The sequence below is a fragment of the Paenibacillus sp. 2TAB19 genome, from assembly GCF_052115185.1.
Taxonomy (GTDB): domain Bacteria; phylum Bacillota; class Bacilli; order Paenibacillales; family Paenibacillaceae; genus Pristimantibacillus.
Map to the genome: position 1 here is coordinate 66,007 of NZ_JBFRGE010000020.1, position 26,780 is coordinate 92,786.

Below are 26,780 nucleotides of genomic sequence, written 5' to 3' on the forward strand. Positions count from 1 at the left end.
AGAAAAAGAACTCAAAAAGCGAATTCTCGCCTATGGTGTCACATTCTGCAACTGTGCTTGCGCGCGAAGCACATCCTTGTATGCCTGCAAAAATTGCTCCATCATATGAAGCTTCTGCTCCATCGCGAGGCCTTTGCCCCTCAGCATGACGGTCGGATATTCGTCCTGCTCGCCGCCCTGCTTGAACCGGTTCTCGAACTTGTGACATAACTTGTCGACCTTCGTCCGATCGATGCGCCGCTTCTCGCTCGCAGCGAACCGAAGCGTCAGATCGTCGCCCTTCTGGCTAATTTGCTCAATGCCGTACAAGCCGCCGTATACTTTCAGCCTTGCGACTGCCATTAAGTTCTGAACAGCCTGCGGCAAATCGCCAAAGCGGTCAATAAGCTCGGCATCGAGATCATCCGATTCCTCGAAGGAGCGGATCGTCGCTACCTTCTTGTAAATCTCGATCTTCTGTATGCTGTCGTATATATAATCTGAAGGCAAGTACGCATCGATGCTCACATCGATCAGCGTGCTGACTTGCTTCTCCTCTACGATCTCTACGCCGTCCATCTCCGCCTTGCGCTTGGCAATCTCATCCGCCAGCATTTGCGAATACATATCGAAGCCGACCGATGCAATGAAGCCATGCTGCTCGGCACCGAGCAGATTACCCGCTCCGCGAATCGACAAATCGCGCATTGCGATCTTGAAGCCCGAGCCAAGCTCGGTGAACTCCTTGATGGACTGCAGGCGCTTCTCTGCTACTTCCGTCAGCACCTTATCGCGCTGATACGTAAAGTAGGCGTAAGCGATTCGGTTGGACCGACCTACACGTCCGCGCAGCTGGTACAGCTGTGACAGACCCATTTTGTCCGCATCATGAACGATAAGCGTGTTGACATTCGGAATGTCGACGCCTGTCTCAATGATACTTGTGCTTACCAGCACGTCGGACTCCCCGTCAAGGAAGTCGAGAATCGTCTTCTCCAGCTCCTGCTCAGACATCTGTCCATGGCCGACGGCCACTCTAGCATCCGGCACAAGCGCGTTAATCTGCTCAGCCATCTGATAGATGCCTTGTACACGATTATAGAGATAATAGACTTGCCCGCCGCGCGCAAGCTCGCGCTCGATCGACTCCCGCACAAGGGCAGGGCTGTATTCGACCACATACGTCTGCACCGGAAAACGGTTCTCAGGCGGCGTCTCGATGACCGACAGATCGCGCACCCCAAGCATGGACATATGCAGCGTTCTCGGAATCGGCGTCGCTGTCAGCGTCAGCACGTCCACATTCGTCTTAAGCTTCTTCAGCTTCTCCTTATGGGACACCCCAAAGCGCTGCTCCTCATCGACGATAAGCAAGCCTAGCGATTTGAAGATTACATCTTGCGACAGCAAGCGATGCGTACCGATCACGACATCGACTCGGCCGTCCTTGAGCCCTTTCATCGTGTCGTTCTGCTCCTTGCGGGAACGGAAGCGGCTCATAACCTGTACGTTGATCGGATAGCCGGAGAAGCGCTCCTTGAACGTCTCGTAATGCTGCTGAGCAAGGATCGTCGTAGGAACAAGCACAGCGACTTGCTTGCTGTCCATCGCCGCTTTGAAAGCCGCGCGGATCGCAACCTCCGTCTTGCCATATCCGACATCGCCGCACAGAAGACGGTCCATCGGCTGGTTCTTCTCCATATCCTTCTTAATCTCTTCGATTGCTCGGAGCTGATCGCGTGTCTCATCATAAGGGAACATCGCTTCGAATTCCTGCTGATATGACGTATCTTGTCCGAAGGAATAACCAGGCGCTGCCTGACGCTGCGCATATAGCTTGATCAAATCATCGGCAATATCCTGCACCGATGCTCTGGCCTTATTCTTCGCGCGCGTCCATTCGCTGCCGCCAAGCTTATTAACCTTCGGCTCCCGCTCCTCCGAACCGACATACTTCTGAATCATATCTACTTGCTCAATCGGAACAGACAGCTTATCGCCGCCAGCGTATAGGATATGGAGGTAATCCTTATGGATGCCGGCAATCTCAAGCGTGCCGATGCCAACGTATTTGCCTATCCCGTGATTCTGATGTACGACATAGTCGCCGACCTTAAGCTCCGTATAGCTCTTAATTCGCTCGGCGTTGTCTACCTTCTTGTCAATCCGGCGCGCCTTGCGCTGCTTCTGCGAGAACATCTCGCCCTCTGTAATGACGACCAAATGCGAAGAAGGCAGCTCAAAGCCCGATTGCAGGTTGCCCTCAATGAGCATCGGCGGTTCAATGCTGTAATCCTGAAGCACGCGGCGCATGCGATCCATCCGCTCGGCGCCTCCGGCAAGCATAATAACGTTCGCACCGGTCTTCTTCCAGCGATCCATCTCCGCCTTCAGCACATTCATCTGACCGTGGAAATTCTGCATCGAACGACTCGTCATGTTCAAAATGTTCTGCGGCTGCGTATGCGGAATTTGGCGCAGGAACAGCGATAAGAACAAGGTAGGGAACGGACGGGTATGAAGAATCTCTTCCGTAGCGCGCGCAAGCGAAAGGCCAGGCAACGACTTGCCGTTCTGCAGTAGATGCAGCGACCATTCCGCCTCATCCCGCTCGAGCTGCTTAGCCGTCTCTATTAACCGTGTCGGCTCGTCTAGCAATAGCAGCGTATCGCTTGGCATATAGTCAAGAATCGTCTGACGTTCCGGGTACAATAACGAAATATATTTATAAATTTCAGGGAAATACACATGCTCGCGCAGACGCTCCAGTTCGCCGCCAATCTCTGCACGCAGACGTTCCTTCGCCATACGGTCAGTCATCTTAGCAAGCTGCTGCTCAAGCAGTCCTTGCGCATGGCGCTCCGCCGCTTCCATCCGCTTATCGTCCGCCAATATTTCTTGGCAAGGCGGCACGATAAACGCTTGCAGCCGATCCTGTGAGCGCTGGTCTGCGGGATCGAACGTACGGATCGAATCAATATCGTCTCCGAACCATTCAATTCGGTACGCTTGGGTAGTCGTCAGCGGATAGAAGTCCACAATACCGCCGCGCACACTCATCTCGCCGCGCGACTCTACGCGGTCGGCGCGCACATAACCGAGCGACATCATTTGACGCAGGAACGCCTCAAGAGGAATTGAATCTCCTACTTTAACCTCTATTTGCGCTTCAGCCATCACACTGCTGATCGGCAAGTAGCGGCGAACGCCGGAGAATGGCACGACAACAATCCCGCGATAGCCTTTGGACAGCTTGATCAGCACATCCATGCGCTGCGCCAGCGTCTCGGGACTCGAGATCGCTGCTTCGGCAGCCATAAGCTCATTCGCGGGATATAACAATACTTGTTCTTGCGAAAGACATTCTTGCAGATCCTCCGCAATCTTCTGAGCGGAGAACATATTATGTGTCACGACCAGCATCGGGCGGCCCACATCTTCCTGCAGCGCTGCGATGAGCACCTGACGGGAAGATCCGGCTAGCCCCGAAATCATCTGCTCGCGCATGCCTTTGCGAATACCGGAAATAATTGACTGTACATCCGAATCCGCGGCAAAAGCTTTAATCAGCGCTTTCAACGTTTGCGGCACCCCGTTTCTATACACGATCGGCTGGCCATGAAGCGCTGAGAGGAACGTGATCCGCTCAACCTGCTTCAAACCTCCGATTGCATTAACACAAGCAGACTTGCAAGGTATGAGAGCGATCTATAGTAGAAGACAGCTGCAGCCGTCTCTACAAGCGCTCAACATGAATTCAACCCTAAATGACTTCGCCGTCATATAGGCGGCGAAGTGATTGTCTTGAATATGGAGCATCAACGACGATCGCCATTGACGCCATGACATAAAATATAAGTCTGGTTATAAGACGAAATATATTTCAAAAAAAGCCTTAACCATGGTCAAGGCTCTTGTCCGTCTCATCTACAACCAATCAACCAACCCATTATTGCAGCGGGCTCGTTACGAGAGAAAGCTCCGGGTTAGCATCAAGCGCCTCCCGGCAGTAATCGCATACGACCTTAACGGTTACATCCCCGCTTGGGTCATACGCTATTATATCGCTGCGCTCCTCGGGGGTCAAGAAATGGAAACCGAGCTGCTGCTCCGTTATTTCCGCCGTCGATATGGTGCCGATCGATGTTTTGCAATGCCGGCAAATATAGTTTACAGCCATATGTATGCCTCCTGAAGAGTCGTTATTACCCTTCAGTATGCCCAGCAGGGGCAGATTCTAACAGGCTAGCGGTTAAACTTTGCCATCGTCTCCTCGAAGGGAGCCTTAAGTCCGAACTCAACAGCGTCGCAGGTCTGTTCAATCATCGCTGCCAGCTTATCTTGCTCGCTCTTCGGGAAATTGGACAACACATAATCGGCAATGTTCATGCCTGGCTGCGGACGCGATACACCCATACGGATTCGATTGAATGATTGTGTGCCCAAGTGCTGAATGAGCGACTTAATGCCGTTGTGGCCGCCTGCGCTTCCTTGATAGCGAAGCCTAATCTTGCCTATCTCCGTATCCAGGTCATCATACAGAATCAAACCTTCTGCCGGATCGGCCTTGAAATAGTCGAGGAACCCGCGTACCGACTCCCCTGACAGGTTCATATACGTCATTGGCTTAATAAGTACAACCTTGGTGCCTTGCACGTTACCTTCTCCGATTAACGCCCTGCATTTATTCGTCGTGACTGAGATTCCCCAGCGTCTAGCCAGTTCGTCGATAGCCATGAAACCGACATTATGGCGTGTCCCTTGATATTGCGTTCCGGGATTGCCTAGTCCTACGATCCACTTCATCGTTAGCTGTACTCCTTTTAACGTTATCTATAAGTACTCCCCTATAAACGGCTCTTGCTCTTTTAAACGAATCATAAGTTTATTTTCGACTTTACGCAAGCTATCTTCGACGTATCGGTACCCATTAGCCTTCTAGGGTGCAAAAAACTGCCCTGAGTTTAACTCAGGACAGCCTCTCACATCTCTATATGCCTTGCGCTTCATAGCGAACTTGAAAAAGAATCAGATCGTTTTCAAGTCCTCCAGCTGCGCTTCCTTCGATCTCGATTCCGCCTCGGCCAGCTCGACCGCCGCATCCTCTCTCTCTTCCTCGCTCAGCTCTTTCTGAGGCGCAAGGACGGTCACGACAACCATCTCCGGCTCAGACTTCGCCTCTACGCCTTGCGGAAGCTGCAGATCGCGTACGAGCAAGCTTTCGCCTACGCCAAGCGACGAAATATCAACCGCAATCGCCTCCGGAATATCTCCCGGCAAGCATTGCACCTCTAGCTCATGGAGAATGACTTGCAGGATGCCGCCTTCGCGAACGCCCGTCGAATCGCCCTCCGCTTCAATACGGACATGAGCTCTTACGTTCTCATTCATATTGACCTGATGGAAATCGACGTGAAGCAATTGACGGTTCAGAGAGTCTCTCTGCACTTCGGAGATCATCACGGAATGTTTGCCTTGTGCCCCAATCTCAATTTCCACAACCGCATTCGGATGCGTGCGAAGCAATCCTTGCAGCTCCTTCTCATCGACTGCCACAAGGGCAGATGCGCTCAATTGCTTGCCGTAGACAACGCCCGGGATTTTACCCTGCTGCCGCAGCTCGCGCAACTCGCCTTTCGTGGAAATATTCCTTTGGTCTGCCTTCATTGCTATCGCCATATGGGTATCCTCCTAAAATGGATATTCCATATAGCTTTACCCAATCATGCCGTATATTAATCACTAAGAAGAAACGCTTGACGGCGTCTTTTCTATAGACGTCATCGTTTCGTCGAAACGTATAGAGAAAGTATGAGCAAACTCATATACTTTCCTATACGTCAAGGTGAAACGGCTGTCGCCATCCTTTGACGGCGCAGCGCGTTTCATTCCGGAAGTGAACGAAGCTCTTACTTCTGCGAGCGTTCCTTCTTCGCTTTCGCGCGGGAACGAATCTTCTCCGCATAACCTGCCTTATTCTCCTGGCGCGCTCTTGCGATAGACAGGTCGCCAGCAGGCACGTCATGGGTAATCGTCGAGCCAGCGACGACGTAAGCACCCTCTCCAATCTTCACAGGAGCGATCAGATTCACGTTGCTGCCGACGAACGCATTGTCGGCGATCTCCGTAACCGCCTTGTTGAAGCCGTCATAATTGACCGTAATCGCGCCGCAGCCGATATTAACGTCCTTTCCGACCTTCGCATCGCCAACATAGCTAAGATGCGATACTTTGCTTCCGTCGTCCAGTGTCGCGTTCTTAAGCTCGACGAAGTCGCCGATCTTACAGCCGCGTCCAAGCTTCGAGCCGGGACGCAGGTTCGCATAAGGGCCAACTGTGCTCTCATCGCCTACAACCGAATCGGCAACTACCGAATATTTTACCGTTGCGCCGTTTCCTAGCACACTATTCGTAATGTCTGCCTGCGGTCCAATGACGCAGTCTTCGCCGATAACCGTATTGCCGCGCAGCATCGTACCCGGATACAGAATCGTATCCGCCCCAATCTGAACGCCAGCCTCAATATACGTCGAAGCCGGGTCGATAATCGTTACTCCGCCAATAAGGTGCTCACGATTAATTCGCGAACGCATATAACCTTCAGCCTCGGCAAGTGCCACACGATCGTTCACGCCGATTGCTTCCGCCAAGTCAGCCGTGCAGTAGCCTTGCACCGACTGTCCCGCTTCGCGGAAGATACCGATCACATCAGTCAAATAATATTCGCCTTGCGCGTTGTTGCTCGTTACCTTAGACAGCGCATCGAACAGCTTGCGATTGTCGAAGCAATACGTCCCCGTGTTGATTTCTTTCACTGCCGCTTCAGCCGGCGAACAGTCCTTCTGCTCCACAATGCGCTGTACGGCGCCATCTTCGCCGCGAATAACCCGACCATAGCCTGTCGGGTCTTCGAAGGAAGCCGTAAGCACCGTTGCCGCTGCGCCGGACGACGCATGCAGCTCCAGCATCGCTTCTATCGTAGACGCCTTCACGAGCGGCGTATCGCCGCAGATGACGATCGTCGTGCCTTCTTCGCCGCCAAGCAACGCTTCAGCCTGACGAACCGCATGTCCAGTGCCAAGCTGCTGCTCCTGCAGCACGTATTCAGCCGCATCGCCTAGATACGACTTTACGGTTTCTGCGCCGTGACCAACAATAACAACCGTCCGCTCACAGGAAGCCGCCTTTACTACATCAACGACATGTCCTACCATCGGTTTGCCGCATACCGGATGGAGCACCTTATATAATTTCGATTTCATACGTTTGCCCTGACCAGCAGCAAGCACAATCGCCATAACCTTCAACGTAAATTACCTCCCAAGCCTCATTAACAAACTTCTTTTATGACTATATCCCATTATACGAATGCCGACAACTATCACTCACAATCCGATCCGACAATTAGAACGGCTAGTATACAAAAGAGAAGAGAGCCGTATGGCCCTCTTCTCCAAAAAAAATATTAATTGTGAAGCCCCTTGATTAAGCGCCTTCTTCGATTTCAATAACAACTTCCTCTGCTGCACGCTCGTATTCAGCCAATACGGCAGCTTGGATTTTCTCCCGGGTGGTTGAAGAGATCGGATGAGCGATATCCCGAAACTCTCCGTCCGGAGTACGTTTGCTTGGCATTGCGACGAACATACCATTGTTACCATCAATCACGCGGATATCGTGAACGACGAATTCATTGTCAATGGTAATGGAAGCGATTGCCTTCATACGCCCTTCGGAATTTACACGGCGGAGTCTGACATCAGTAATTTGCACTTGTGTTCACCACCTTTGCCTATCAGAGACTTGGTGTATACTTCCACGTTTTTGTGCAAAATCCTTCTATTTTTTTGGTAAAATCATGCTAATTTAAAAATATTTTTTTGTACATGAATGTTTTTCGTTGTCATTCGACATTTGTCGATGAAATGACTTCGATTTCGACAAGAACATCCTTCGGAAGCCGCGCCACTTCTACGGCCGAACGCGCTGGCTTATGGTCGCCAAAATACGAAGCATAGATGCCGTTGACCGTTGCAAAATCATTCATGTCTTTCATAAATACGGTCGCTTTCACCACATCTTTGAACGTTGCTCCAGCTGCTGCGAGCACCGCCTCAAGATTGCGAAACACTTGATGAGCTTGCTCCTCAATACCGCCTTCGACCAATTGGCCGGATGCGTCGAGAGGAATCTGTCCGGAAGTAAATAATAGTCCCCCTAGCTTGATCGCTTGCGAATAAGGGCCAATCGCCGCAGGAGCTTTATCTGTAGCTACTACTTGCGGTACTTGTTTTGCAGTCACGCTTGTCACAGCCTCTCCGTTATTTGAAATAGTTGCCCGGAAGAACCGTCGTCTGCTTCGTCTTCATGTCCACAGCTGTCAGCTTCGCCAAGGAAACGTAGTCTTCCAATAGCCGTTCCTCCAGCTCAACCTCGCCAGATTCAACGAATACGCCGACACCGGCTACTGTTGCCTTGAACTCGTAGAGCAGATCCATCATTCCTTGGATCGTGCCTCCCGCCTTCATGAAGTCGTCAATAATTAGCACGCGCGATTGCTCCTTGAGCGCTCTGCGGGCAAGCGACATCGTCTGAATACGCTTCGTCGAGCCCGATACGTAGTTAATACTAACGGCAGATCCTTCCGTAACCTTGTTGTCGCGTCTAACGATTACAACCGGAATATTGAGACAGGACGCCGTCGCGTAGGCGAGCGGTATCCCCTTCGTCTCGACCGTCATAATGACATCGATTCTGCGGTCGGCGAACGCTGTTGCGAACATTCTGCCAACGTCAGCCAGCATCTCCGGTTGTCCGAGCATATCCGTCATATACAAATAGCCGCCGGGCAATACCCTCTCGGGCTGTTCCAACTGACGGCAAATACCATTCATAATCGATAAAGCGGTCTCTTCCTTCATCTTGGGCGTATACTTCACGCCGCCCGCAGCCCCGGCATGCGTATGCAGCTCACCGAAACCTTCCTCTTCGAACACTTCTTTAATAATGGCTAAGTCTTCACTTATCGATGACTTCGCCGACTGATAACGATCAGCGAAAGCTGTCAACGAAATTAACGTGTGGGGACGACTTAGCAGGTATTGGGTCATTTCTACCAATCTTGCGCTACGTTTCAATTTCTTCAAACACATCTCCCCCCACTAAATCCGAATAATATAATGTCAATATAACATTTTTATACGGATTTAATCAAGAAGAACGTCAACCCTATGTAAGCATTCTTACCACATAGACTTCTTTGCAAAATCCGCGCAAGCCGTTATAGATACGAGGAAGCTTGGCTTCCTTCGATACGAGTCCGAATACGGTCGGTCCGCTTCCCGACATCAGCACGCCGTCTGCACCAAGACGAATCATGCTTTCTTTAATCTGCTGTACTTCCGGATGAACCTCCAGCGTCACGTCCTCCAGAACGTTGCCAAGCCCTTCGCAGATGTCATTGAATGAGCCTCTCGCAAGCGCATCTCTCATATTCGGAATCGAGGGATGGACCTTCAGCTCATTCGCTCTCAGCCTGCCGTATACATCAGCCGTCGATACGTTAATCGGAGGCTTCGCCAGTACGACCCAGCATTGCGGCGGGTTGTCGATATGCTCGAGCAGTTCGCCTCGTCCGCGGGCTATGGCCGTTCCGCCCGTTACGCAGTAAGGCACGTCCGAGCCGAGCTCTGCACCCAGCTCGCGCAGCTCCTGCTCGGAGATCCCGAGCTTCCATAGCCTGTTCAGGCCGCGCAGCGCAGCGGCTGCGTCACTGCTGCCGCCGGCGAGCCCTGCAGCAACCGGTATTTTCTTATCTAAATGAATATAGACGCCCTTACGCACGTCATAACGGTCTTTAATCAGTCTTGCCGCTTGGAAGGCAAGGTTCTTCTCATCTAGCGGTATATAGCCAACCTGGCTTGATATGATGATCGTATCGCGCGGGAGCTCTTCCATCTCCAGTCGGTCCGCAAGGTCAACCATCGTCATAATCATCTCGACCTCGTGGAAGCCGTCCTCGCGCTTGCGAAGCACGTCGAGCACTAAGTTAATTTTGGCAGAAGCCTTCTCATATATTTTCATAAAGGTGCGTTCTCCGTTCGTTCGTAAGCTTATCCCTCATTATAGCAAACGAACGCAATAAAAGCTAAGCTCTCTAAGCTAGCCATAGACTGGCCGCAGGAGGCTTAGCTTTAACCCAAGCGTAAAGCGAATTATGGCCGATTGGACTTGGCAGCAGCCTGCTCTGCAAGCTGAATGGCCCGCTTGACCATATTGCCCGCATCTTTGGCCTTGATACCTCYCCAGCCTTCCTGCTGCACGGTATCGTAAAAGCCCAAATCCTTCGCCAGCTCATATTTCAGTTCCTCCGACATGACACTTCGTCTTCTGCGGCTCATTCGCTATCCCTCCAAGTTGTGAATATGATGAACTCCAATAACGTCCCGCTTTACGACAGTAGTATGCTTCAAACGATTAAAGCTCATTCGCTACAGGGTGCCTACGCATCGTCCGTAAAAAGCAGCGGGCAAAAAAAAAGACGCAGATGTGATCTGCGTCAGCTAGCCGATTACGGCGTAGGTATATCAATCTATTGTTGAAGATAAGCGATTCGGACTTGACCTAGGCCTTCATCATTGCACACGGTCACTTCAACCGATTCGGTCAGAATATCCGCATAACTGTATGAGACACGCTTGAACGCGTGCTGTTCTTCATCCAGCTTGACAATGAAAACAGAAGGGTAGATTTCTTCTAACGTTCCGGTTCGTTCGATGGTCTTTCGTCGGCCACCGTTAGCTCGAAGACGGATTTTGGAACCAACATGAGCTTCCAAACTGCGTTTTATATCCAATAGCGCATTTTTTGCCATTGTCCACTACCACCTCTTTCCTTGTCCATTATAACCAAAAAAAGAGGGTTTGTCAAACAAAGCAAAATATTATATCAGCCTCATTATTTACTTGTCAACGGTGTTTTCACCCATTTTTTAAAAATCCATGCATAATTTATTTCGTTTTATCCATATTAAGAAGTTGTCGTAAACGCCGCGCATCAGAAATAAGCCTCAAAAATCGCCATGAAGAAAAAAATTATGGGTTCAATGTCGCTCCGACAGAAGTAATCTTGGGCTTCGGCAAGCCAACGCGGAATCGCCCTAATGTCTCAATGCCGCCTACGCCGTCTATGCCGCTAATCGTGCCGTGTATGACATCGGACAGATTAACCGTATCGCGTATCGATGTATAGCTCGCCTTAATCGCGATATAGACCGGGTCGAGCGCATGAATCAATATGCGGCCGGGGGAGCTTGCGAAGTTCGAGCCTGCCTGCAGCAGCGCCTCGAAATGAGATTGGCATGCACCGGCAATAACGACGAGGCCGTCGCGGTTCTTCTCATATTCCCTCGCCACGCGAACAGCATTAACAAAGTTTTGCGAGTTTTTGTAGCTGCCTAGACTATATAGGTCCTCTTGCATCCGATTTTTAAGCACGCCGTCATGGCCGGTTATAACGACGATGTCCGGCTTCACTTGGGGAAGCAGTCGGTACAGCACGTCAGCCATCTGAGATTCATGGACGTGCAGACCATGTGAGGGCACATGCATCGTGTTATAAAGCTGCATGCTCTTCTTCAAGTAGTTGTTGTCCCCATCCAGGTGCAGCACCTTTCCGGGCACTTCGAAGAAGGGCTGGCTCTCCTGCGTTGCAAGCCGGATATTATCGACGGTCCGGGCCGCCTGGCGTTCTCTCTGATTGTGCATGCGCTGCAGCGAATCATTAACTTTGATACGAACTTGCTGAACCGCTCTTGTCGACTCCGGGTCGCGAACGACCGACAGATCGGGAATAGGCGCATCCGCAAGCAATCGGTAGTCCGTGCCTTTCAGGACGGCATGATGTGTTCGAACAGCTTCAACTCGGAACAGCACGTCACCGCCATACGATTTGCGGACGACCAGGTCCCCTTGCTTCATGGGTAAATCACCTCTTCGTCTATCCTATGGGCAGACAGGGCGAATGGTGAGTATTATTATGTGCTGCGGCAGGGCAGATTGGGAGGAGAGCCTTAGATTGCTTAGCCTCTCCAGCCGGCTTCCAGCATCGCGCGGCTAACGCTTGCGAATTCCTCCAAGGACAACGTCTCTCCGCGACGCGTAGGGTTTATTCCAATACCTGTGAGCAGCGCTGTCAGCGCCTCACGGTTGTCCTTGCCAACGAAAGCGGTCAAGTTGTTGAACAGCGTCTTGCGGCGCTGGGCGAAGCTGGCTTGAACGACGCGGAAGAAATGATCCTCATCCGGCACGTCAACAGCCGGCTTGTCGCGCAACGACAGCTTGATGACCGCCGAATCGACGTTCGGTTGCGGAATGAATACCGTATGCGGCACAATGCATACGACCTTCGGCACGCAGTAATATTGCACGGCTACGCTGAGGCTGCCATATTCCTTGCCGCCCGGCTTGGCCGCCATCCGATCGGCGACCTCCTTCTGAATCATAACGACGATATGCTCCAGCGGCAGGCGCTCCTCGAGCAGCTTCATTAAGATCGGCGTTGTCACGTAATAAGGCAGGTTAGCAACGACGCTAACGCCGCTTACATCGCTGAAGCGCTCCTGAAATACTTGCTTTAGGTCCAGCTTCAGCACATCGCCGTGAATAACCTCCGTATTCGTCTCTTCGGACAACACGTCACGCAGAATCGGAATAAGACGGTTGTCGATCTCGACCGCCGTTACAGTGCCCGCAGAAGCGGCTAGCCTTTGCGTGAGCGCTCCGATACCCGGGCCAATCTCTAACGCGCCTTTCGTCTTGTCGAGTTCTGCTGCCTCGACAATCTTATTTAATATATTTTGATCGATCAGGAAGTTCTGGCCTAAGCTCTTCTTGAACGAGAAGCCGTACTTCGCAATAATTTCTTTCGTCCGCTTCGGCGTTGCCACTTCGATAGCCGCTCTGCCTGACGCTGCGGTATTTTCTTGTCCGTTCATATCGCTATCCCTCCAGTTGCTGTTCCATCTCGCGCATAGCTTCGTCGAACTCTGCCTTCGAGATGCGGAAGCTTGTACAACGCTTATAAAATTGCTTGCCGTTCGCATAGCCAATACCAAGCAGCTTGCCTACCAGCAATCTGCGATTAGCCGCATCGGGATGCACGATCAATCCCGCTTCCATTAAGTGTTCCCAGGTCACCTCGCCAGCCGTATCCGTTGTCTCCGTTCGAAGCTCAGAGAGCGCCTGGCGAATAGCTTCGGGGCTTGCGTTCTCAATGCCGATATCGCCCTTGTACAGCGCCTTCTCCTGCGGCAGGAACGCATGTTTGCAGCCGGGCGCATGCCTTGCCACAATCTTACGGATGCGTTCCCCTGCATGATCGGGATCCGTGAATATAATTACGCCGCGGCGTTCATTCGCCAGCGCTATGCGGCGCAGCACCTCATCGCCTATCGCCGAACCGTTCGTCTCGATCGTATCGGCTTCTACTGCGCGCTTCACCGCGACGGTATCATCCTTGCCCTCTACGACAATGATCTCCTTAATCACTAAGATCATTCCCTTCCTCATTTACTTAAATAACTCTGCAACAATTGCTGCCTTATTTGCGTCAATAAAACTACAAAAAGAAGAGGCTTAGCCTCTTCTTATGATGGCATATTTAATTGTACATTACGATAAGATGATGATAAACAGTTAGCTGCCGATAAAGCACTAAGTGGATGACGGTTTGTTCGGTCCAATAACGTACACGGTGTAACCCTTCTTGCGTCCGAACTTCTCCGCAGTCTTCTGACTGCCGAAATACACGTCGATCTTATTGCCCTTTATTGCGCTTCCCGTATCCTCTGCCCGGCGGAATCCGATGCCTTCAATGAATACCCACCAGCCGATCGGGATTACCTTCGGATCAACCGCGATCGTTCTTCCTTCCGTCACTTTCGTTCCGGACGCCGTAATGCCGTATTGAGGGTGGCTTTCGTCCTTGCCCGTCGATTCCACGCCAGCGGAATACGCAGTTAACGTGACGTTCTTCAAGATGCTCTTCGCCTTAAGCGTTACACCGTTCTTCGTCAACGTCTCCACAGTAGGACTACTGTTAGAGAGCACGGTTACCTTCGGCTCAGGCTTCTTCGTACCGACTGCCACGACTTGATCGACAGCAGCGGTCTCGATTACTTTGCTGACCATTTGCTTAGAAACAAGCACGCCATCCTCGTACTGCTTCTGAATATGCTCAACGATAAGGCCTTGCTTACCGGTCTGGATCAGCTTCTCCTTGCCGACCTCCAGCGTCGGATCTTCTTTCTTCACGATAGAGAATGGCATCGCCCGCTCGCTCTCCGATACTTTCGTATCGACGCGTACAACGGTTACCGACATATCCTCTTCGACAGATGAGTTAAGCGACGGTACTACTTTATCATGATTACGAACAGAAATATTTAATTGCTCGATCGCCGCTTGCACAGTTCCTTCTGTCGTGTACACCGTTGATGTCTTGCCATCCGCCGTTACATTGACCGCCACCGCATGATTAATTTCAACGCGATCGCCGTCTTTAATGGCTGCATTCAGAGGCACCGAAACCTTGTCATGCTCGCCAATCGTAATAGCTTGTTCATCCAGTAGGCGTTGCAGGACCCATTGCTTTGTTTCTACAACGGTTTCTTGTCCATTCACTACTACGGAGACGCTTTTGACAGCCGTTCCGTACAACAACACCAGTAACATGAAAGTCATAGCGATTGAGATAATAGCACTGAGTAGTATCAAACGCAAATTTTCATGCTTCCATCGCATTGCGAAAGACATGCTGGATGATCGTTTCCCATGGGTGTCCTTTACCTGGATTGTGCCCATTTCATCGGTCCTCCTTCATAGCCCCGCCGCCAAGTGTTACGCATGATTACAACTGACGCGACTATAGTATATTGGCGTGCGAGCACGCAATCCAGTAATTCTACTTCTTTTCTCGATCCTCTCACCTCCATGACTAACCCTATGACGACGATTTCCCGATTATTCGAAAATAAAAAGAAGCCGTCGACAGAGGATCTGTATCGTGGCTTCTCGGATGTCTACACGAGATATCATAAAAATGGGTGCACGAGGTTGATCGCTCTCTATGAACGCTTACGAGGTTAGCTGACGGATTCGGGCAAGAGAGCTGCCCTATTCGAAATCGCAATGCTCATGGCAATGGCTTCGAAATTCACCCCTGAAAAGATCAAAGCGCGGTCCTTCAAATACCCGCACTTGGGTCCCCCGTTCTCCTTCCGGAGATTAAGCGCAAACTGGAAATCCAATACAAAAAGTAATAACTCTGAAATGAATCATACCTTCACGGGCGGTCTGTTGTAAAGAAGCGATAAAAGACGATTTAAGCGAAAAAGCTGGTTAAAGTCGGAAAAGATTAAAGATTTCCTGAACAAAATCCAGTTTTATCGCCTAAAAGGTCATTGAATCTCTCGTTTCCTACCGTTTTTAAACAATACCAAAACATTTTTTACCGTTTTCGGTCGTAATTTTGGCTATTTCTTCCACGGATTTACCCAATAGCTCGGCAGCAGACTGGGCGACAAGAGAGACGTAAGCGGACTCATTTCGCTTCCCTCGGAACGGGTGAGGGGTCAAATAAGGGGCGTCCGTTTCGATCAATAATCGATCCAATGGAACTTGCTTCAGCACCTCTTTTGGCACGCGTGCATTTTGGAATGTAACCGGTCCCCCGAACGAGATATAGAAGTTCATATCGAGGCAGGCTTTGGCCGTCTCCCAACTGCCGGAATAGCAGTGCATGACGCCTCCAACCTCTGCCGCATTCTCCTCGCGCAAGATCTTAACGATATCCTCATGCGCATCCCTATTGTGGATGACGATCGGCTTCTTCACCTTTCGCGCCAGCCTAATCTGCTCCCGAAATACACGATGCTGCACATCCTTAGGTGAAGTGTCCCAATGGTAATCAAGTCCTATCTCGCCTATTGCGACAACTTTCGGATGCTCGCATAGACGTTCAATCCATTCCAAGTCGTCTGGCGTCATATCGATGCTGTCGACAGGGTGCCAGCCAACCGCTGCGTAGATAAAGTCATAAGCTTCCGCAAGCGCAATCGTTGTCGGGATCGTCTCCCGATTGAAGCCGATATTGAGCAGCAGATCAACGCCCGCTTCTCTCGCTCGCTCAATTACCTCTTTACGGTCCTCGTCGAACTTATGTGAGTCTAGATGGGTATGCGTATCAAATAAATATGTCATGTTGATGTTATACTCCTTCATTAAGCTGAAATAGTTGTTTCAAATGAGGACTAATCTGCGAAATATTCATCCTGAGCGGCTCCTCTGGAAAATACAAATGATACTGTCCCTGATGTAAACCGGTGATCGATCTAACAATGTCGGATTTAGCCGATATTTCACTTATTTCATCCTGATGATCCAACAACAAAATCGGCGCTTTTTCTTTCTTTTCACCCTCTTGTCTGTCGGGACGATACACGTCATACGGCAGATCGAACGGGAAATCCAGCTCCATATGGTACTCCGGAATCATGCCGATTGAGAGGAACAGCAAACGTATTTCTTCTAATAAAGTAGGCTCAGGATCATCGATCGTTATGTACTTGTATAATCGTCGATTCAGGAAGCGGTCGCATAGGTCGGCCAGCAGTGAATCGTCCTCTTCGGCCCATTGCATGAAAGCCGTCTGCGCAAGCGCTTCATCCAGCTTCAAATAATCGCTGACGGCCATCGTATTATCGAGCAGCCGCTTGACCGACTCTGGCATCCATAAGAAGGAATAACCCTTCTCGTACAGCTCTTTCGCCCGGCGGAAAATTTGCCTCAAAATAATTTCCGAGCTCCTCGTAACCGGATGGAAGTAAATCTGCCAATACATCTGGTAACGCGACATCAAATAATGCTCCACCGCATGCATGCCGCTTTCCTTAACCACAATTTGCCCTTTGTAAGGCCGCATCACCCGCAAAATGCGCTCCAAATCAAAATTACCGTAATTTACTCCCGTAAAATAAGCATCTCGGAGCAAATAATCCATCCGGTCCGCATCCATTTGGCTTGATATCAAGCTGACAACGATCGGTTTTGGATATTTTTTCTGAATGACGGCAGCAACGTGGCTCGGAAAATCTTCGGATACGGCCCGCAATACTCGATTGATTTCCGTATCCTCCAAAATAATTTTGCACGTCCATTCCTCATGATCGGTATCGAATACCTCTTCAAGCGAATGGGAGAACGGACCGTGACCGACATCATGAAGCAGCGCCGCGCATAATGATACGAGCCGCTCTTCCTTCGGCCAGTCATGGAAGCTATTGCGCTCGAACTGCGAAATAATTTTTCTCGTAATTTCATATACGCCCAGCGAATGGGAGAAACGGCTGTGCTCTGCGCCATGGAATGTTAAGTAGGACGTCCCTAATTGCCGAATTCGGCGCAAACGTTGAAATTCTTTGGTGTTAATAAGGTCCCAAATCGTTTGGTCTTGTACGTATATATAATGGTGTACGGGATCCTTGAATACCTTCTCTTCCTGAAGCGGCTCTCTCATTTTATGATCATCTCCTTCGTTCATAGTTTCGACACATTATGTCGAATTAATGTCGAATAGTGTCGTTTAATAGTTTCCAAATTGTCGAAGCTGTTGTATTCTATTACAGAGTAGTATGCCCCCATTTCGTAGTCAAATGCCCGTAAATACGGATATTTATAGTAAATTTTTAGGTTGACTATTTTGGGAATCGTTGGTATTATTATAGACATAAACCTAAGAAACATGTCGAACGATGGCGAAACAATTTATCTAAGAGAGGGATTGATAGATCATGATGAAATCAACAGGGATTGTCCGTAAAGTGGACGAATTGGGACGAGTTGTTATTCCGATTGAATTGCGCCGTACGCTAGGAATCGGAGAGAAGGATGCGCTAGAGATTTACGTGGACGGAGAGCGCATCATGTTGAAGAAATACGAGCCTGCATGTATCTTCTGTGGTAATGCAGAGAACGTTTCTTACTTCAAAGGAAAAATAGTTTGCCATATTTGTTTATCAGAAATGCCTTCTCCTGTGACAAAATAAAAAAAATAGGTTATAATCATTTATATCCACATGTTAATTCTAACCTTTTTATACTCCTTGATGCCTTCCTGCGCTAGAACCCGGCCAGGAAGGTCTTTTTTTGTCCACTTATCCACAATCCCGATTCTAGCGATTAACCTCGTTATAGACATCCCGCTTCGGCAAGCCGCGATCGACAGCCGCCCTCTTAATTGCTTCTTTGCGATCCATGTCTCTCTCATAATGCGCAACATGCGCAGCAATATCAAGCTCGGACCACCAAGCACCTTCTGCTTCTTGTTCACTCGCCTCAGATTCGCTTAAACCTGCAATAACGATTACGAATTCACCGAGCGGCGGATGTTCTGCGAACCAAGCTATACATTCGCTCACCGTTCCACGCACTGCTTCTTCATGACGCTTCGTCAATTCGCGAACTAATGCAATCTGGCGATCGCCAAGACTGTCCAATATGACGTCCAGCGTCTTCGTAACGCGATGCGGCGATTCGTAGAGCAGCAGTGTGTCACGCTTTCCGCCCCGCTCCTGCAGCCACTTCGTAAGCGATTTGCGGTCACGCGGGGGAAATCCGGCGAATGTGAAGCTGTCGGTCGGTAGCCCGGACATAATAAGCGCCGAGAGCGCAGCATTAGCGCCAGGAATCGGAATTACCGTTATACCATTATCGATCGCATCGCGTACGAGATCGGCGCCTGGATCGGATATGGCCGGCAGCCCTGCATCGCTGACCAGCGCAATGGACTGTCCATCCTGCAGCAGCCGGATCAATTCCGGTCCGCTCGCGTTTTTGTTATGCTCATGGTAACTTACCGTTCGTGTGCTGATTTCGAAATGCGTTAGAAGCTTTCGCGTCTGCCTCGTATCCTCGGCTGCAATAAGCTGTACTTCCTTCAACGTCCGAATGGCACGATAAGTCATATCCTCCAAGTTGCCGATTGGCGTACCTACGAGATATAAGCTGCCATAAGGCTGTTTGGCGTTGTCCGTGCCAAAGCTCTTCTGTACGTTCATACGATTTGCACCCCGTTCTCATACACCATTATCGGCGGCAGAAGCTTAATATCAGGTTTCCCGTCACGCATTGCTTCTATTAATATCATGTTCGCCTCCGCATTCGCGTGAGGATAGACGAATTGTACCCGTTTCGGCTCCAGCTTCCACTTGCGCATCGTCTCTACGATATCAAGCAGCCTTGAAGGGCGATGTACCATCGCTACCTTGCCCCCAGGGCGCACTAGCCTGGCGCTCGCCTGCATCACATCGTTCAACGTGCAATGAATTTCATGCCTAGCAATCGCATAATGCTCATTCTCGTTCTGATCGCCTGCTGTTACAGGCATGTACGGCGGATTGACCGTAACCGCATCATAGACGCCGTTACCCGCTTCCTTCGCATAAACCCGCAAATCCTGCTCGATGACCTGTATCTGCTCCTGCAGTCCGTTCATCTCGATACTCCGCCTTGCCATATCAGCCAATCGCGGCTGAATTTCGACTGCGTCGATCTGTGCTTTCGTCCGTGTGCTTAGCAGCATCGGAATAACGCCATTGCCTGTACATAGGTCAACAATCTTGCCCCGTTTCGGAATATTGGCGAAGCGTGACAGCAGCACCGCGTCAAGCGAGAAGCTGAACACTTCCCTGCTCTGTATAATTTTTAACCCATTCTCCGTCATTAAATCATCTAGACGCTCATTAGACGCCAAGATTACAGATTCAGACACGTCAATGCCTCTCCTTTATTAACCCTTAAAATTTAAAGTACACATTCTGATGTGGTAATAAAAATGCCGCCCTTTGCGGTAAGGACGGCTTGTCAATACGGATTGCATTATTTATTTAGAAAGGATAGACAAAACAAGCAATCTCCCTCGGTCCGCAAATGCCCGTAATACACATTGCAAATATGGAAGCCCTCATGATACAGCCGCGCTAAATTATCATGGCCTTCTCCTACAGCGTTGCCTGCCGCAATTAGAACATCCTCATGGGCAGTCCGCGACTCGAAGAGTACAGGCTCACGTTCAGCGCCGACAGGCTTCAGCAGCGCTTCTCGCGCTGGCGCAGTTTCGCGCTTGAATACTTTACGGAGCTGGTGGTTCTCCATGCTTAAGCGTTTATTCTCCTCCAGCAGCTCTTTCATCTTCTGCTTCAGATCATTCAGCTCTTCATGGAACTTAGCGAACCTTGTATCCAACTCATCGATCTGTACAATTATATCTTTCTTCTCCAAGTTCCCACCCCAGAGCTTCCAGCATAAGCATCTCTGGCAGCCTATGCCTTCTATTTAATAACGACATCGTCAAATGGCAGTTCCTTCGGCTTGCCCGGTGTATCAAACAAACTTACGAATACACTCTTCGCTTGCGCATTAATGCCTGTTACTTTTCCTTCACCAAGTGAGGTAATGACGATTTTCCCTACCGCCGGCAGTTCCTCACGAACACTCTCGTAATTGTCATGCTCATATTTCAAGCAGCACATGAGGCGACCGCATAACCCGGATATTTTCGTAGGATTGAGCGATAGGTTCTGGTCTTTGGCCATMTTGATGGATACAGGCTCAAAGTCGCCCAGCCAAGAGGAGCAGCATAGAACTCGTCCACACGGACCGATGCCGCCAAGCATCTTCGCTTCGTCGCGGACACCGATTTGTCTAAGCTCGATTCGCGTGCGAAACACGCTTGCGAGATCCTTGACGAGTTCACGGAAGTCCACTCTGCCTTCTGCCGTAAAGTAAAAAATAATTTTGTTGCGATCGAAAGTAAACTCTACGTCAACCAGCTTCATTCTAAGCTGATGGCCTTTGATCTTGTCCAGGCACGTAGTGAATGCATTCTTAGCCGCTGCACGGTTCTCGTCGACGACTTTGGCATCGACATCGTTAGCAACGCGTATCACTTTCTTAAGAGGAAGGACGACATCCGATTCACCAACTTGCTTCTGTCCCACCACCACTTTACCGTATTCGATCCCCCGCGCTGTTTCAACAATAACATGCTGGTCCTTGTTCACGGGATGCTCGACCGGATCAAAGTAATAGATCTTGCCCGCTTTCTTGAAGCGGACACCGACGACATTATACAAGGATTAGCCCTCCTGTAGGTTTACCAATAGTTGCTCAAACGCGAGCTGAGGCGTGACATTCGCTCGTATACGCTTGCTCGCTTCAAGCGTATGCTCAATGCAGGACACCCAGCCTGCAAATGATCGATGAAAAGCATTTTTGCCTATCCAATCCAACTGATCTATAAAAACGATATTTCCTTGCCTTCCGGCTTGGAACTGTATCAAATCTTTAAACCATAATACAAACATCGACAGTAGCAATTGTGTATGCTCTGACAGTTCTGTCTTAAATAACTGTTGCCCAGCAGTGATCATCGCCGTGGTGAATCGGGTTGAACTCTCCTTGCCTAATTGTATCACTAGATTTCTTATTTCTGCAAACTGATTCTGCTGGAGAAATTGTCTAGCGCCGCCCAGTCCAGAGCTCATCTGAACAGCCGTCCGCGCAAGCAGAGCAGGCGCCCCTTCCGCAACTAGCGCTTCCAGCATAGCTTCTGGCGACATAGGGAGAAATGGTACCCACTGCGTCCGTGAGCGAATCGTAGGCAATACCGCTTGTCCATTATCGGTTATTAATATGGCCACAACAGGCGATACCGGCTCTTCAAGAAACTTAAGCAAGCTGTTAGCAGCCGCCTGCGTCATCTTGTCTGCCTGCTCGATCATATAGATCTTCCACTTCGTACCGCTATTCCGATAAGACATATCACGCTGCAGCTCGCGAATCTGATCGATCTTAATGGATTGACCGTCAGGCGCGATCGTAATGAGATCCGTCTGATTGCCATGTTCGAACTTACGGCATTCGAGGCATAGACCACATGCATCATCACCGCCTGCCGTACAGAACAGCGCCTTGGCGAAGGCGCGAGCCATAGCCATTCGTCCCGTACCGGACGGCCCGTGGAACAAATACGCATGCGATATTTTGCCGCTGCCTAGGGCATGCTTTAGAATACGCAGCGCTTTCCATTGGTCGCTCATTTGATCAAGACTCATACTTATTCCTTACCTTTCTATCAGAACAACAGGTTAATCAGCATTCCGCGAATCTCGCCGATCTTACTTAGAAGATCGATTCGTCCTTCCTCGCTTTCGAGCAGCTCCTCTGCCATTGCGATAAGAGACTCATCGATCTCATCGAGAAGCTTATATCGCTTCACGCGTCCTCTGCGATCGAACCCTTTAATTTCTTTCAATACGACTCCGCGTCTGACCGTATCCTCTAGAAACGACTTCACCATCTGGCGGTACAGCTTGAGCTCCCGCACCGTCATTAGCTTTGCAAGACGCTCGCCTTGACGATGAATGTCCTGCAGCTTCTGCTGCATCTGCTCTTGCGTGCGCTGGTCATTCTGCTGCACCATCACATCACCGAAACTCTTCGCCTGCACTGGCTTAGAAGTTTGGTCCGCATTCGTTCTATTCTGTCCGACGGGTCGGAATCCATGATCTATCTTCATCTTTTAATCACGCCCAATCAGAAATGTTCGAACCGCTCGACCGGAATGACGAATACTGCTGCACCGCCAACCTGTACTTCAACAGGGAATGGGATGTAAGAATCTGTTGAGCCGCCCATAGGCGATACCGGCGTAACCAACTGATCGCGCACCTTACAGTTCGATCCGATGACCTGCAGCACCTCATGAACGCGCTCGTCCTCTATACCGATCATGAATGTTGTATTGCCCGCTCTCAAGAATCCACCTGTACTTGCCAGCTTCGTCGCTCTAAAGCCTTCACGAACAAGAGCATTCGACAGTCGATTGCTGTCCTTATCCTGAATAACCGCAATAACTAATTTCATCTTCATTCCCCCTTGATTACTATTAGATTACGTTATTTCATTCTTCTTGATCTTCTTAAAGTTTGACATCGGTTGCAAAAAATCCTTCAAAACGACGATCAACGACTTCCAAAACGTCCATAAACACATTTTCGGGCGTTTGCTCGGCATTCACTCGCACCATACGATCCGGGTACTTCTGCAACAGCTGTATATATCCCTCGCGTACACGTTCATGGAAAGACTGCTTCTCCAGGTCGAGCCGATTCACTTCTCTCTCCGCCGACTGCGCGATCCGTGCTAGACCTACTTCCGGCGAGATATCCATATAAACCGTCAATTGCGGCATCAGCTCTTGAATAGCAAAGAGGTTAATATTCCATACCTCTTCAACTCCCAGTCCCCGTGCGTAGCCTTGATAAGCAAGACTGCTGTCAACAAACCGATCACAGATGACCGCTTTGCCTGCTTCAAGCGCCGGCAGCACCTTTTCCACCAAATGCTGACGCCTTGCAGCCGCGTAAAGCAGTGCCTCCGTTCTTGCATCCATCGCTATGTTGCCCCGGTCCAAAATAACGGTGCGGATCTGCTCGGCTATCGGGATGCCGCCAGGCTCGCGCGTAATGACGACTTCCTTCCCTCTCTGCAGCATCGTATGCGCCAGCCGTTCAATCAGTGTCGTCTTGCCGGCGCCTTCGCCGCCTTCTATTGTAATGAATACACCTTGTTTCAATCTAAGGCTTCTCCTAACCATAAAATAATATTGTCTATCCTAACAGCGGCATATTGTCCGCTTCCTTCCATTCTAACAAAGCGTTCCAGCCAGTACAATGAACAATTACTCATATACGCCTATTGTATTCATAACCGGATCAACCGCACCTTGAAACTTAGCTCCTGCAGTCGCCAACCGCGCTATCTGATCGATCAACGCTCTTGTAAGCTTCTCCCCTGGATATACAACGGGGATGCCTGGAGGATAGGGAATGACCATCTCCGCTGCCCTATAGTTCTCCGCCTCGTTTAACGATATACGTTTCTGTATCGCATGCTTAGGTATTGATCTTGCAAATGAAACCGGTTGTGAGATACGTTCGGCCCAATCTGATGTATGCACCATGCTGTTAGACGGTGTGTCGGGCTTCTTACGAGCTCTATCGTCATCGGGTAAGGTTAACTTGCTCAACATGGCAATCGCTGATATAGCCTCCTTGAGCCTGCTCGTATGCTCAGAAGAGATATGAATACCAAAGATAAGGACTACATGTCTCGGATCAGCCATCTCAGCCCAGCAGCCATGCTGCTCCAATTGCTTCTGCAGCTCGAATCCGGTCAAAGTGCCGCTGCGATCATACATAACGATTCTAAGAGGGTCGCAATAGCTTATTGTAGCGGTGTGAGGATCACTGTCGGTCGATACATCCATTACTTCTAACGGAGAGCCATATTCACTGGCCCAGCTACGGAACGATGCGGCTTGCTCCAGTGCCCCTGCGAATAGAGAGGGACCGAAACGATCAATCATTGCTCGGGAAATATCGAGCGAAGAGAGGATTGGAAACGATGGGCTAGAGCTTTGAATCATCGCCAGCGACTGCCTTAATGCTTGCCTAGGCAACCGTTCCCCCTGTACATGAAGCATCGCCCCCATTGTAAGAGCTGGCAATGTCTTGTGTGTGGATTGTACGACCGCGTCAGCCCCAGCAGCGATCGCAGAAATTGGAAGCTCAGGATGCAATCCATAATGCGCTCCATGAGCTTCATCGACGACTAACAGCTTATCGCAGCGATGTATGGCTTCAGCATAAGCGCTTAGATCTACACCCATCCCGTAATAGTTCGGATTAGTAAGAAACACACCTTTAGCGTCAGGATATTGCTGAAGCGCCCGTTCAACATCCTGGAGAGAAGGGATTACCGCTAGAGCAGAACGCTGCTCATATTGCGGCGTCAGGAAGATCGCTTTTGCTCCAGCAAGCTTCAGCCCATTTATAACAGACTTATGTACATTTCGTTGAACAATGATTTCATCGCCCGGCTCACAAATAGCAAGCAACAGCGCTATATTGCCAGACGTACTGCCGCCTACAAGAAAGAATGTCTCCTCCGAGCCGAAGCAACTCGCAGCAAGCAGCTGCGCTTCTTGAATAGAACCCTCAGGATGATGCAAATCATCGGTAGAGGATAGCTCCGTCACATCGAGCTTCATTATTTCTTGATAATAAGCTATATATGACTCATCATTCTCTTCACTATCATTCACCGCAGATATCGCTTGACCGCCGCGATGTCCGGGAACGTGCAGGCTGACGGGATCTGTATCGGCATGTTTCCTTACATTTTCAAATAAAGGCGCAATAAATGGCTTCATTATAATAAGACTATCCTTTCCTTCAAAGCTGCTCGATTAAATGCTCTATACGCTCTATTGTAGCTTATCGGCACGCAAAAAAAAGAGCAACTCTCTGTAGCAAGAGGCTGCTCATGCATTTTTTTCAATAAAAATTTGCTTCATCTGGTGAATGAAGAAAGGATACTTCGCATCCTTCACATCCGTTCTCACCATCTCGTTCTCGCAGTCGGTACAAATAAATTCGGATACAATTCGAATCCCTTCGCCCTCGGCCTTATGTTGACCGCAAATAATGCAATGAAGATCGCGATTATCATTCATTATAATCCCCGCTTTCTGATGCCTGMCTATATAGCTACTATTATGTCGCATAATCTATCTTTTTATACTTGTTTCATAGCCCATTTCAAATATTTATATATCGTATGCGCCCACTCCGCAGATGGTTCCGCCATTTCAGTCAAAAATGTTTACTGCTCGCTCTCCATATACGTGCACAATAGTCCGATATAATAACGAGAATGTATGATTCGCACCGAAAGGACGTTCGTGAATGCGCCAATCGCTAACCGACCAACGAAACGCTACAATTTATCAGTATATGCTCGTTAAACGCCAGGTTATTCGGCCTGAGCTGATCATGAGCCACCTTCTTATATCGGGCTTATTGCTCGCTTTCCAAATGCTCATGTATCAAATGGACGGGCTTTTCTCATGGCTATTCGGCTTTGCCGTCGTACAAGTCTTGCATATCGTTATTATGCTGCTCACGTTTATTAAAGTAGAGGAAGCTGCCGATCGCAAATGGATCTGGAGAATCAATCCGCCATGGATCGGTTTCAAACCAGCTAGCGATATTACACTGCTCGTCTACCGGCGTGTTCATCGTCAAATGTTCTGGCTTGGCCTCTGCATCATCGGCCTCCTGTATCCGTGGATTAACGAATCGCTAATGATTAGCATCGTATGCTGGCATCTATGGCTTCTCATACCAAGGCTGATGTTATCCTTCGCCCTTCGCAAGCAACGCAAGGACGGCGTTGTAAGGCTCGACTCCAAGGAAGCCTCGTATTATCATCGTTAACTCATTTCATGCCCTGGGGACATCTCGTCCCCTTTCCTGGCTAACGAATCAAGATATCTCTATTCATCGCTTACCTACACAGTTGAGCACTTAACGAATCTAGAGGTATCTATTCTGTAACTTTAAAGCACATTAAGGAACTCAGAAGACCAATAAGGTTATCAGAGTTCTTTACCATGCTCGTATAACCTTATTTAGAACAATTAAGGTTCATAGGATTCGTTAGCATTTGTTTGAATATCAAAAAACCAACCTGCTTCCTCGCCTTTTCATCGATCGAAGGTTCAGTTACTCTCCCAGGCTGGGAGAGGTAAGTCGCCATTTCTGCGCACAACAAAAAACCAACCGCATCTACATGCGGTTGGTTCCTCGTGCTTGGCGACGTCCTACTCTCCCAGGACCC

29 protein-coding genes and 1 riboswitch are annotated in these 26,780 nt (G+C 49.7%); of the genes, 2 read left to right on the forward strand and 27 right to left on the reverse strand.

The window, feature by feature from the left end:
- Positions 1-30: 30 nt before the first annotated feature.
- The 17 genes from mfd to AB4Z33_RS11540 all read right to left on the reverse strand — a co-directional run bounded on the left by mfd (position 31) and on the right by AB4Z33_RS11540 (position 17,553).
- Positions 31-3,558: a transcription-repair coupling factor gene (gene mfd / locus AB4Z33_RS11460; RefSeq protein WP_442050083.1), complete on the reverse strand. Its 3,528-nt coding sequence runs from the start codon at positions 3,556-3,558 to the stop codon at positions 31-33.
- A gap of 370 nt (positions 3,559-3,928) precedes the next feature.
- Positions 3,929-4,159: an anti-sigma-F factor Fin family protein gene (locus AB4Z33_RS11465; RefSeq protein ID WP_337103133.1), complete on the reverse strand. Its 231-nt coding sequence runs from the start codon at positions 4,157-4,159 to the stop codon at positions 3,929-3,931.
- Positions 4,160-4,224: 65 nt separating this feature from the next.
- A complete protein-coding gene (gene pth, locus AB4Z33_RS11470) occupies positions 4,225-4,785 on the reverse strand; it encodes an aminoacyl-tRNA hydrolase (protein WP_337103132.1) in 561 nt (186 codons plus the stop codon).
- Between the two features lie 222 nt (positions 4,786-5,007).
- On the reverse strand, positions 5,008-5,658 hold the full coding sequence (locus tag AB4Z33_RS11475; protein WP_442050061.1) for a 50S ribosomal protein L25/general stress protein Ctc: 651 nt from the start codon (positions 5,656-5,658) through the stop codon (positions 5,008-5,010).
- 230 nt (positions 5,659-5,888) lie between these two features.
- On the reverse strand, positions 5,889-7,286 hold the full coding sequence (glmU, locus tag AB4Z33_RS11480) for a bifunctional UDP-N-acetylglucosamine diphosphorylase/glucosamine-1-phosphate N-acetyltransferase GlmU (RefSeq protein ID WP_442050062.1): 1,398 nt from the start codon (positions 7,284-7,286) through the stop codon (positions 5,889-5,891).
- A gap of 178 nt (positions 7,287-7,464) precedes the next feature.
- On the reverse strand, positions 7,465-7,752 hold the full coding sequence (gene spoVG, locus AB4Z33_RS11485; RefSeq protein WP_307208009.1) for a septation regulator SpoVG: 288 nt from the start codon (positions 7,750-7,752) through the stop codon (positions 7,465-7,467).
- Positions 7,753-7,882: 130 nt separating this feature from the next.
- Positions 7,883-8,281, reverse strand: coding sequence for a RidA family protein (locus AB4Z33_RS11490; protein WP_442050063.1), 399 nt, complete (start codon positions 8,279-8,281; stop codon positions 7,883-7,885).
- Between the two features lie 19 nt (positions 8,282-8,300).
- On the reverse strand, positions 8,301-9,125 hold the full coding sequence (gene purR, locus AB4Z33_RS11495; protein WP_337103127.1) for a pur operon repressor: 825 nt from the start codon (positions 9,123-9,125) through the stop codon (positions 8,301-8,303).
- A gap of 82 nt (positions 9,126-9,207) precedes the next feature.
- Positions 9,208-10,062, reverse strand: a complete 855-nt coding sequence (ispE, locus tag AB4Z33_RS11500; protein WP_337103126.1) for a 4-(cytidine 5'-diphospho)-2-C-methyl-D-erythritol kinase — start codon at positions 10,060-10,062, stop codon at positions 9,208-9,210.
- A 131-nt stretch (positions 10,063-10,193) separates the two neighbouring features.
- Positions 10,194-10,379 (reverse strand): small, acid-soluble spore protein, alpha/beta type, encoded by a 186-nt coding sequence (locus AB4Z33_RS11505; RefSeq protein ID WP_442050064.1) that lies wholly within the window; start codon positions 10,377-10,379, stop codon positions 10,194-10,196.
- Between the two features lie 191 nt (positions 10,380-10,570).
- Positions 10,571-10,852, reverse strand: a complete 282-nt coding sequence (veg, locus tag AB4Z33_RS11510; protein ID WP_307208015.1) for a biofilm formation stimulator Veg — start codon at positions 10,850-10,852, stop codon at positions 10,571-10,573.
- A 220-nt stretch (positions 10,853-11,072) separates the two neighbouring features.
- Positions 11,073-11,957 (reverse strand): sporulation peptidase YabG, encoded by an 885-nt coding sequence (gene yabG / locus AB4Z33_RS11515; RefSeq protein ID WP_442050065.1) that lies wholly within the window; start codon positions 11,955-11,957, stop codon positions 11,073-11,075.
- Positions 11,958-12,058: 101 nt separating this feature from the next.
- Positions 12,059-12,973, reverse strand: coding sequence for a 16S rRNA (adenine(1518)-N(6)/adenine(1519)-N(6))-dimethyltransferase RsmA (gene rsmA, locus AB4Z33_RS11520; RefSeq protein WP_442050066.1), 915 nt, complete (start codon positions 12,971-12,973; stop codon positions 12,059-12,061).
- 4 nt (positions 12,974-12,977) lie between these two features.
- Positions 12,978-13,526, reverse strand: a complete 549-nt coding sequence (gene rnmV, locus AB4Z33_RS11525) for a ribonuclease M5 (protein WP_442050084.1) — start codon at positions 13,524-13,526, stop codon at positions 12,978-12,980.
- A gap of 165 nt (positions 13,527-13,691) precedes the next feature.
- Positions 13,692-14,840: a ubiquitin-like domain-containing protein gene (locus tag AB4Z33_RS11530; RefSeq protein ID WP_442050067.1), complete on the reverse strand. Its 1,149-nt coding sequence runs from the start codon at positions 14,838-14,840 to the stop codon at positions 13,692-13,694.
- 254 nt (positions 14,841-15,094) lie between these two features.
- A riboswitch (cyclic di-AMP (ydaO/yuaA leader) is annotated at positions 15,095-15,280 on the reverse strand.
- A 184-nt stretch (positions 15,281-15,464) separates the two neighbouring features.
- Positions 15,465-16,238, reverse strand: a complete 774-nt coding sequence (locus tag AB4Z33_RS11535; protein ID WP_442050068.1) for a TatD family hydrolase — start codon at positions 16,236-16,238, stop codon at positions 15,465-15,467.
- Between the two features lie 7 nt (positions 16,239-16,245).
- Positions 16,246-17,553, reverse strand: a complete 1,308-nt coding sequence (locus tag AB4Z33_RS11540; protein WP_442050069.1) for an HD domain-containing protein — start codon at positions 17,551-17,553, stop codon at positions 16,246-16,248.
- 274 nt (positions 17,554-17,827) lie between these two features.
- Here AB4Z33_RS11540 and AB4Z33_RS11545 point away from each other — a divergent pair, with 274 nt between their 5' ends.
- The gene (locus AB4Z33_RS11545) at positions 17,828-18,082 is read left to right on the forward strand and encodes an AbrB/MazE/SpoVT family DNA-binding domain-containing protein (RefSeq protein WP_012772023.1); all 255 of its coding nucleotides are present in this window, start codon (positions 17,828-17,830) and stop codon (positions 18,080-18,082) included.
- 126 nt (positions 18,083-18,208) lie between these two features.
- On the opposite strand, the gene rsmI is transcribed toward AB4Z33_RS11545, so the two are convergent.
- The 10 genes from rsmI to AB4Z33_RS11595 form a co-directional block, all read right to left on the reverse strand.
- Entirely contained in the window at positions 18,209-19,093 is an 885-nt protein-coding gene (gene rsmI, locus AB4Z33_RS11550) for a 16S rRNA (cytidine(1402)-2'-O)-methyltransferase (RefSeq protein ID WP_442050070.1), read from the reverse strand.
- On the reverse strand, positions 19,090-19,758 hold the full coding sequence (locus AB4Z33_RS11555; protein ID WP_442050085.1) for a tRNA1(Val) (adenine(37)-N6)-methyltransferase: 669 nt from the start codon (positions 19,756-19,758) through the stop codon (positions 19,090-19,092). The genes rsmI and AB4Z33_RS11555 overlap by 4 nt, the downstream gene beginning before the upstream one ends.
- 155 nt (positions 19,759-19,913) lie before the next feature.
- A complete protein-coding gene (locus AB4Z33_RS11560; protein ID WP_442050071.1) occupies positions 19,914-20,315 on the reverse strand; it encodes an initiation-control protein YabA in 402 nt (133 codons plus the stop codon).
- A 50-nt stretch (positions 20,316-20,365) separates the two neighbouring features.
- Positions 20,366-21,169 carry a PSP1 domain-containing protein gene (locus AB4Z33_RS11565; RefSeq protein ID WP_442050072.1) on the reverse strand — a complete coding sequence of 268 codons (804 nt, stop codon included), beginning with the start codon at positions 21,167-21,169 and terminating at the stop codon, positions 20,366-20,368.
- Between the two features lie 3 nt (positions 21,170-21,172).
- Entirely contained in the window at positions 21,173-22,150 is a 978-nt protein-coding gene (holB, locus tag AB4Z33_RS11570) for a DNA polymerase III subunit delta' (RefSeq protein ID WP_442050073.1), read from the reverse strand.
- A gap of 20 nt (positions 22,151-22,170) precedes the next feature.
- Positions 22,171-22,614 (reverse strand): YaaR family protein, encoded by a 444-nt coding sequence (locus AB4Z33_RS11575; protein WP_442050074.1) that lies wholly within the window; start codon positions 22,612-22,614, stop codon positions 22,171-22,173.
- 17 nt (positions 22,615-22,631) lie between these two features.
- Positions 22,632-22,961: a cyclic-di-AMP receptor gene (locus AB4Z33_RS11580; RefSeq protein ID WP_337103113.1), complete on the reverse strand. Its 330-nt coding sequence runs from the start codon at positions 22,959-22,961 to the stop codon at positions 22,632-22,634.
- Between the two features lie 55 nt (positions 22,962-23,016).
- Positions 23,017-23,673, reverse strand: a complete 657-nt coding sequence (tmk, locus tag AB4Z33_RS11585) for a dTMP kinase (RefSeq protein ID WP_442050075.1) — start codon at positions 23,671-23,673, stop codon at positions 23,017-23,019.
- Positions 23,674-23,778: 105 nt separating this feature from the next.
- Positions 23,779-25,311 (reverse strand): aminotransferase class I/II-fold pyridoxal phosphate-dependent enzyme, encoded by a 1,533-nt coding sequence (locus tag AB4Z33_RS11590; protein WP_442050076.1) that lies wholly within the window; start codon positions 25,309-25,311, stop codon positions 23,779-23,781.
- 111 nt (positions 25,312-25,422) lie between these two features.
- Complete coding sequence (locus tag AB4Z33_RS11595; RefSeq protein ID WP_337103110.1) at positions 25,423-25,614, reverse strand: sigma factor G inhibitor Gin; 192 nt, start codon at positions 25,612-25,614, stop codon at positions 25,423-25,425.
- A gap of 232 nt (positions 25,615-25,846) precedes the next feature.
- On the opposite strand from AB4Z33_RS11595, the gene AB4Z33_RS11600 reads away from it, so the two are divergent.
- Positions 25,847-26,377, forward strand: coding sequence for a transposase (locus AB4Z33_RS11600; RefSeq protein ID WP_442050077.1), 531 nt, complete (start codon positions 25,847-25,849; stop codon positions 26,375-26,377).
- Positions 26,378-26,780: the final 403 nt, after the last annotated feature.

Coding starts and splice junctions, on each gene's coding strand:
- AB4Z33_RS11465 (WP_337103133.1), bottom strand. CDS start 4,159: ATGGCTGTAAACTATATTTGCCGGCATTGCAAAACATCGATCGGCACC.
- pth (WP_337103132.1), bottom strand. CDS start 4,785: ATGAAGTGGATCGTAGGACTAGGCAATCCCGGAACGCAATATCAAGGG.
- AB4Z33_RS11475 (WP_442050061.1), bottom strand. CDS start 5,658: ATGGCGATAGCAATGAAGGCAGACCAAAGGAATATTTCCACGAAAGGC.
- ispE (WP_337103126.1), bottom strand. CDS start 10,062: ATGAAAATATATGAGAAGGCTTCTGCCAAAATTAACTTAGTGCTCGAC.
- veg (WP_307208015.1), bottom strand. CDS start 10,852: ATGGCAAAAAATGCGCTATTGGATATAAAACGCAGTTTGGAAGCTCAT.
- yabG (WP_442050065.1), bottom strand. CDS start 11,957: ATGAAGCAAGGGGACCTGGTCGTCCGCAAATCGTATGGCGGTGACGTG.
- rsmA (WP_442050066.1), bottom strand. CDS start 12,973: ATGAACGGACAAGAAAATACCGCAGCGTCAGGCAGAGCGGCTATCGAA.
- AB4Z33_RS11530 (WP_442050067.1), bottom strand. CDS start 14,840: ATGGGCACAATCCAGGTAAAGGACACCCATGGGAAACGATCATCCAGC.
- AB4Z33_RS11535 (WP_442050068.1), bottom strand. CDS start 16,238: ATGACATATTTATTTGATACGCATACCCATCTAGACTCACATAAGTTC.
- AB4Z33_RS11540 (WP_442050069.1), bottom strand. CDS start 17,553: ATGAGAGAGCCGCTTCAGGAAGAGAAGGTATTCAAGGATCCCGTACAC.
- AB4Z33_RS11545 (WP_012772023.1), top strand. CDS start 17,828: ATGATGAAATCAACAGGGATTGTCCGTAAAGTGGACGAATTGGGACGA.
- rsmI (WP_442050070.1), bottom strand. CDS start 19,093: ATGAACGTACAGAAGAGCTTTGGCACGGACAACGCCAAACAGCCTTAT.
- AB4Z33_RS11555 (WP_442050085.1), bottom strand. CDS start 19,758: ATGACGGAGAATGGGTTAAAAATTATACAGAGCAGGGAAGTGTTCAGC.
- holB (WP_442050073.1), bottom strand. CDS start 22,150: ATGAGTCTTGATCAAATGAGCGACCAATGGAAAGCGCTGCGTATTCTA.
- AB4Z33_RS11575 (WP_442050074.1), bottom strand. CDS start 22,614: ATGAAGATAGATCATGGATTCCGACCCGTCGGACAGAATAGAACGAAT.
- AB4Z33_RS11580 (WP_337103113.1), bottom strand. CDS start 22,961: ATGAAATTAGTTATTGCGGTTATTCAGGATAAGGACAGCAATCGACTG.
- AB4Z33_RS11590 (WP_442050076.1), bottom strand. CDS start 25,311: ATGAAGCCATTTATTGCGCCTTTATTTGAAAATGTAAGGAAACATGCC.
- AB4Z33_RS11595 (WP_337103110.1), bottom strand. CDS start 25,614: ATGAATGATAATCGCGATCTTCATTGCATTATTTGCGGTCAACATAAG.
- AB4Z33_RS11600 (WP_442050077.1), top strand. CDS start 25,847: ATGCGCCAATCGCTAACCGACCAACGAAACGCTACAATTTATCAGTAT.